Below are 5,560 nucleotides of genomic sequence, written 5' to 3'. Positions count from 1 at the left end.
CCTGTGACGCTTGGGCTCCGCCATCCATGGCTCCGCACAGTTTCAGAGCCCCCTGCCCGACCAACCACCCGAACATATGGTGGTGCTCGCTTGGGCCAAATTGTCAGACAGCGATAATGTTGGCCGGTCCGGTTACTGTCAATGACTACAAAGCCGAAACGGGACGGCGGCACGGTCCAGGGCTCAGGTACCGATATCACCCCAGAGCCACTGGCACAGGGCCATGGCGGCTACCGGTGCGGTTTCGGTGCGGAGAACGCGGGGGCCGAGTGCCACCGGGAGGAATCCGGACTGTTCGGCCGCTGCGATTTCGTCGGGGCTCAGGCCACCTTCCGGGCCGATCATGAGGGCGATCGAGCCGGGTGTGGCCAGGGATTTCAGGCTTTGTTCGGTGCGGTGGTGCAGGACCAGGCGCAGGTCGCAGGTCTGCGTGTGTTCGAACCACTGGTTCAGGTTCATCACCGGGAGGATTTCCGGGACGCGGGCGCGGCCGCATTGTTCGGCGGCGCTGATGGCGACCTGTTGCCAGTGGCGCAGGCGTTTGTCTTCCCGGTCGCCCTTGAGTTTGACGTCGCAGCGTTCGGTGGTCAGGGGCACGATCTGGCTGACGCCCATTTCCACGGCTTTCTGGACGGCGTAGTCCATGCGGTCACCCTTGGACAGGGTCTGGCCGAGAACGATTTCCAGTGGGGACTCGGTGGTGGTGGCCGTGGCCCCGGCGATTTCCACCTGGACGTGTTTTTTGCTCGCATCCTGGATGGTGGCGTCGTAGTCCTGGCCGTCGCCGTTGAACAGGATCAGTTGCTGTCCGGGTTGCATCCTCAGAACCCGGCCCACGTGCTGGGCGGCGTTGTCGTCCAGTTCGCAGCTGCTGCCAACGGTCAGTTCCGAGTCTGTGAAGATTCTGGGGATGCGCATTCGGGTCAGTCCTTTACGGCAATTTCGATGCCTTCGGTCGCGACCTGGGCGAGGTGACGGATCTGCTCCTCGGTGATCACGTAAGGCGGCATGAAATATACCACGTTACCCAGTGGTCGTAGCAGTGATTGCCGGGTGAGGGCGTGCTGGTAGACCCTTATGCCCCGGCGTTCCTGCCAGGGGAAGGGGGTCTTGCTGGCCTTGTCTTTCACCATTTCCACGGCGAGGGTCATGCCGTGCTGGCGGATGTCGCCGACGTTGGGGTGGTCCGCCAGGTGGGCAACCGATTCGGCCATGCAGTTGGCGAGGTAGCGGTTGTTTTCGATGACGTTGTCGTCCCGGAAGATGTCGAGGGTGGCCAGGGCCACGGCGCAGCCGATGGGGTTGCCGGTGTAGCTGTGGCTGTGGAGGAACGCCCGGAGCGTTTCGTAGTCGTCGTAGAAGGCGTTGTAGACGTCGTCGGTGGTCAGCACCACGGACAGGGGCAGGTAACCGGCGGTGAGGCCCTTCGAGAGGCACATGAAATCCGGGGTGATGCCGGATTGTTCGCAGGCGAACAGGGTGCCGGTGCGGCCGAAGCCAACGGCAATCTCGTCGGCAATCAGGTGCACGTTGTATCGGTCACAGGCCTCACGCAGCTTGGTGTGGTAAACCGGGTGGTGCATGCGCATGCCGCCGGCGCACTGGATCAGGGGCTCCACCACCACCGCGCAGATTTCTTCGTGTTTCTCCGCCAGGAGTTTCTCCATGGCCTCGAACTGGCGCAGGGCGTATTCCTCGTCGGTCTCGCCGGCCTCTTTGTTGAAGGCATCCGGGGAGGGCGCCGTCATCACTTCCATCAGCAGTGGCTGGTAGGTGTCTTTGTAGAGTGCCACATCGCCGAGGGCCAGGGCACCGAGGGTTTCACCGTGGTAGCTGTTGCTCAGGTTGACGAAATTCTTCTTGCCTGGCTTGTCGTGGTTTTTCCAGTAATGGTAGCTCATCTTGAGGGCCGCTTCGATGGCCGATGAGCCGTTGTCGGCGTAGAAGCATTTGTTCAGGCCTTCGGGGGTGACTTCAATCAGGCGCTCGGAGAGGTTGACCACCGGTTCGTGGCTGAAGCCGGCAAGGATGACGTGCTCGAGCTTGCCGATCTGCTCCTGAATGGCGGCGTTGATGCGGGGATTGGCGTGGCCGAACAGGTTGACCCACCAGGAGCTCACCGCGTCGATGTAGCGGTTGCCTTCGAAGTCTTCCAGCCAGACGCCTTCGCCCCGCTTGATGGGGATCAGGGGCAGGGATTCGTGATCTTTCATTTGTGTGCAGGGGTGCCACACGGATTTGAGATCGCGGGCGACGAGATCGGCGTTGCGCATGGTGAGTCTCCGGTCACGTTGTCTGGTTCTGAATGGGCGCTGTTAACCTTTGCGGATATTACAGTTAACAGCGGAGTCTGGCTAGCGCGCCCCGGCTGGCTGACCTGCCGGCCAATGCCGGTGGTGGTCATTGCCCGCAGAATCTGGCTGAGATCATACGGAGACCACCCATGCAAATTGAACTGGAACACCCCTATGAGGCGAGTCTGGAGCAGGTGCTAGGCACCTTCTTCAGCAAGGATCACATTCTTGAGAAAAACGCCCGGCTTGGGTCACGTAACGTGTGTGTGCCCGAGCTGGTCAGGGACGAGGAGTCAGCCAAGCTGGTGATCGAGCGGGAAGTCACCAGCTCACTGGAGGTGCCGGGAATCCTCGCGAGTTTCCACCGGGAGTGGAACCGGGTACGTCAGGAGGAGCACTGGTTCCGCAAGAATGACGAGGAGTGGCATTGCGAATTCCGGGTCCACATCGAAAATGTGCCGGCGAAGATCAAGGGTGTGATGCGTTTGCTGGCCTCCGAGCAGCAGTGTACGAACCATGTACTACTGAGTGTTCGGTGTGATGTACCGCTTCTCGGTAAAAAGGTGGCGAGATTCCTGGCGGACGATTGCCACGCCAAGATCGAGAGTGAGTATCAGGCGACCCGGGAGTTGCTGTAGCCCGGGCCGTAGAAACGGAAAAGCCCCCGGAAGGGGGCTTGTCGCGGGGGCGGTCAGTGGGCGAGTACCCGTGAGAGGAACGCCTGGGTGCGTTCATTCTGCGGGTTATCGAACACGTCGTCCGGCTTGCCCTGTTCCACGATCTGGCCTTCGTGGATGTAGATGACCCGGTCCGCCACTTCCCGGGCGAAGCCCATCTCGTGGGTCACGACCATCATGGTCATCCCTTCCTTCGCCAGTTCACGCATGACGTCCAGCACTTCGCCGATCATCTCCGGATCCAGTGCCGAGGTGGGTTCGTCAAACAGCATCAGGCGCGGTTCCATGGCCAGGGCGCGGGCGATGGCCACCCGTTGCTGCTGGCCACCGGAGAGGTGGCTCGGGTACTTGTCGGCCTGGTTGCCGATGCCGACCCGGTTCAGCAGCCGCTCAGCGGTGGCATTGGCAACCACCTGAGAGGCGTTCTTCACCTTCATGGGCCCCAGCATGACGTTCTTCTTCACAGTCAGGTGAGGGAACAGGTTGAACTGCTGGAAGACCATGCCGACTTCCTTCCGGATCTCGGTCAGGGCTTTCTGGTTGCCGCCCTTCGGCGCCAGGGCCTGGCCGTCCACTACCAGTTTGCCGGATTCAAATTCTTCCAGGCCATTCACGCAGCGGATCAGGGTGGATTTACCGGAGCCGCTGGCGCCGATGATCACCACCACTTCTCCCTGCTCGACCGTCAGGTCTATGTTCTTGAGGACATGCAGCTTGCCGAAGTACTTGTTCATGCCCTTCATTTCTACAATATGAGTCATGGGTACCTTTCCTTCAGACAGATGCCAGTCCGCGCCGCTCTACCAGGCGGAGGATCAATGACAGGGACAGGGTGATCGCCAGATAAAGGATGGCTACCACAAAATAAACCTCGAACGCGGTAAAGGTATTGGCAATATAGATCTGGCCCTGGCGGACCAGCTCACCGACACCGATAACGGAGAACAGGGAGGTGTCCTTGATACTGACGATGGCCTGGTTGCCCAGGGGCGGAATCATGCGGCGGAAGGCCTGGGGCCAGATGATGGACCAGAAGGTCTGGGTACGGGACAGGCCCAGGGAAAGGCCGGCTTCGGTCTGGCCCTTGTCGATGGACTGTACGCCGCCACGGACCACTTCCGAGATGTAGGCGCCGGAGTTCAGGGCTATGGCCGCGATACCGGCGGTCAGCGGATCAATCGGTCCGCCAATCAGGTCAGGCAGGCCGTAGAAGATGAACAGCACCTGCACCAGGATGGGGGTGCCGCGGAAAATCTCGATGTAAGCGGTCGCCGGCCAGCGCAGGAACCACTTCTTGTTGATGCTCAGCAGGCCAAAAATGATACCCAGCACGAAACCGATAAACAGGCCGCCAAACGAGATCAACAGGGTGTAGGGGATCCCTTTGAGCAGAAAGGGGATAGAGTCGATGGCTGCTTGCCAATCGAACTGAAACTGGAATTCCACGGTTAGTGTCTCCGCAGGAAGTTGGAGTCAGGAACAGCCGGGGCACAGGGGCCCCGGCGCGGGGAATTGGATCAGGTGATCCTTCAGCCCTTAGTTGCCCTCAGGCATCGGGCCGAACCACTTCTCGTAGATGCTCTTGTAGGTGCCGTCTTCCTTCATGGAAGCGAGTGCATCGTTGACTTCGTCAACCCACTCACTGCCCTCGACCAGGGCGATACCATACTGCTGACCTTCGTACAGCGGGCCGACGGTGGTGACTTTGCCTTCACCCTTGGTGCGGGCAAAGTAGCCAACGTTGGGGGCGTCATAGAAGACCGCGTCGATGGCGCGGGACATCAGGGCCATGTACATGTCGGAGCTGCCCGGATAGGGAGTAACTCCGTCATCGGCTTCCAGGTTGGCCATCAGGTAATCGTAGGAAGTACTGCCGATCTTGGTGCCGATTTTCAGGCCTTCCAGGTCGTCAAAGGTTTTGACCTCGTCATTGCCTTCGCGAACCATAATGCGCAAACCCGAATCGTAGTACGGGTCCGAGAAGTCGACGATCTGTTCACGTTCTTCGGTGATGGTGATACCGGCAATGGCAATATCCACGTTGCCGGTCTGCAGGGCCGGGATGATGCCGTTGAAGTCCATGGTGTTCAGGTCGATCTCGAAGCCGGCGCGGTCCGCCACTTCGCGGATGATTTCCATGTCGAAGCCGATCATCTCACCGGTTTCCTGGTCCATCATCTCGAACGGAACGAAGCTTGGGTCGGTGACCACTTTGAGAGTTTCCGCGCTAGCTGTTCCCGCCGCCACAGTCAGTGCCAGGCTGGCGCCAAGAGTCTTCAGCCATTTTGTGCTCATGCTTTCTCCTTTTGCTTTTTTACAGGCCCCGTTTGCCCGGTAAGGCAAGCCGGAACAACCACTGCTGGTGACCGTGGCTTCCGGGGAGCGTTTATGGGATTGCAACACATACACTTTAGACTATTACCCACCGGACTGCCTAAAATCAAATGCTTGGGGGGGGTGAAGGTGGGGTCAGAAGAAGGCATTCTTCAGACCCCGGGGGTAAAAAAAATGGGTCAGATGAAAGCTTTCATCTGACCCCATGCACTGCGTGACCTCGGACGCTGGCAATGGCAAAGGGGTCTGAAGAAA

6 protein-coding genes are annotated in these 5,560 nt (G+C 59.7%); 1 reads left to right on the top strand and 5 read right to left on the bottom strand.

Features of this window, described 5'->3' with window-relative positions:
* Positions 1–183: 183 nt before the first annotated feature.
* Positions 184–918, bottom strand: a complete 735-nt coding sequence (locus ACESMW_RS18345; RefSeq protein WP_372988412.1) for a 16S rRNA (uracil(1498)-N(3))-methyltransferase — start codon at positions 916–918, stop codon at positions 184–186.
* A 5-nt stretch (positions 919–923) separates the two neighbouring features.
* Positions 924–2,273: an adenosylmethionine--8-amino-7-oxononanoate transaminase gene (locus ACESMW_RS18340; RefSeq protein WP_372988411.1), complete on the bottom strand. Its 1,350-nt coding sequence runs from the start codon at positions 2,271–2,273 to the stop codon at positions 924–926.
* A gap of 170 nt (positions 2,274–2,443) precedes the next feature.
* Here ACESMW_RS18340 and ACESMW_RS18335 point away from each other — a divergent pair, with 170 nt between their 5' ends.
* A complete protein-coding gene (locus tag ACESMW_RS18335) occupies positions 2,444–2,932 on the top strand; it encodes a DUF2505 domain-containing protein (protein WP_372988410.1) in 489 nt (162 codons plus the stop codon).
* A gap of 53 nt (positions 2,933–2,985) precedes the next feature.
* On the opposite strand, the gene ACESMW_RS18330 is transcribed toward ACESMW_RS18335, so the two are convergent.
* The 3 genes from ACESMW_RS18330 to ACESMW_RS18320 form a co-directional block, all read right to left on the bottom strand.
* Positions 2,986–3,732: an amino acid ABC transporter ATP-binding protein gene (locus tag ACESMW_RS18330; protein WP_092001841.1), complete on the bottom strand. Its 747-nt coding sequence runs from the start codon at positions 3,730–3,732 to the stop codon at positions 2,986–2,988.
* A 13-nt stretch (positions 3,733–3,745) separates the two neighbouring features.
* A complete protein-coding gene (locus tag ACESMW_RS18325; protein ID WP_372988409.1) occupies positions 3,746–4,417 on the bottom strand; it encodes an amino acid ABC transporter permease in 672 nt (223 codons plus the stop codon).
* A 90-nt stretch (positions 4,418–4,507) separates the two neighbouring features.
* The gene (locus tag ACESMW_RS18320; RefSeq protein WP_372988408.1) at positions 4,508–5,266 is read right to left on the bottom strand and encodes a transporter substrate-binding domain-containing protein; all 759 of its coding nucleotides are present in this window, start codon (positions 5,264–5,266) and stop codon (positions 4,508–4,510) included.
* Between the last annotated feature and the right edge of the window lie 294 nt (positions 5,267–5,560).

The organism is Marinobacter sp., assembly GCF_041690455.1.
Lineage (GTDB): Bacteria > Pseudomonadota > Gammaproteobacteria > Pseudomonadales > Oleiphilaceae > Marinobacter.
Note: the sequence above shows the minus strand (reverse complement) of the source record. Positions and strands in the feature narration are given on the sequence as shown.

What these genes read in the sequence shown, in the direction of transcription:
- ACESMW_RS18320 (WP_372988408.1), bottom strand. Translation starts at nt 5,266, where the DNA reads ATGAGCACAAAATGGCTGAAGACTCTTGGCGCCAGCCTGGCACTGACT.
- ACESMW_RS18340 (WP_372988411.1), bottom strand. Translation starts at nt 2,273, where the DNA reads ATGCGCAACGCCGATCTCGTCGCCCGCGATCTCAAATCCGTGTGGCAC.
- ACESMW_RS18330 (WP_092001841.1), bottom strand. Translation starts at nt 3,732, where the DNA reads ATGACTCATATTGTAGAAATGAAGGGCATGAACAAGTACTTCGGCAAG.
- ACESMW_RS18335 (WP_372988410.1), top strand. Translation starts at nt 2,444, where the DNA reads ATGCAAATTGAACTGGAACACCCCTATGAGGCGAGTCTGGAGCAGGTG.
- ACESMW_RS18345 (WP_372988412.1), bottom strand. Translation starts at nt 918, where the DNA reads ATGCGCATCCCCAGAATCTTCACAGACTCGGAACTGACCGTTGGCAGC.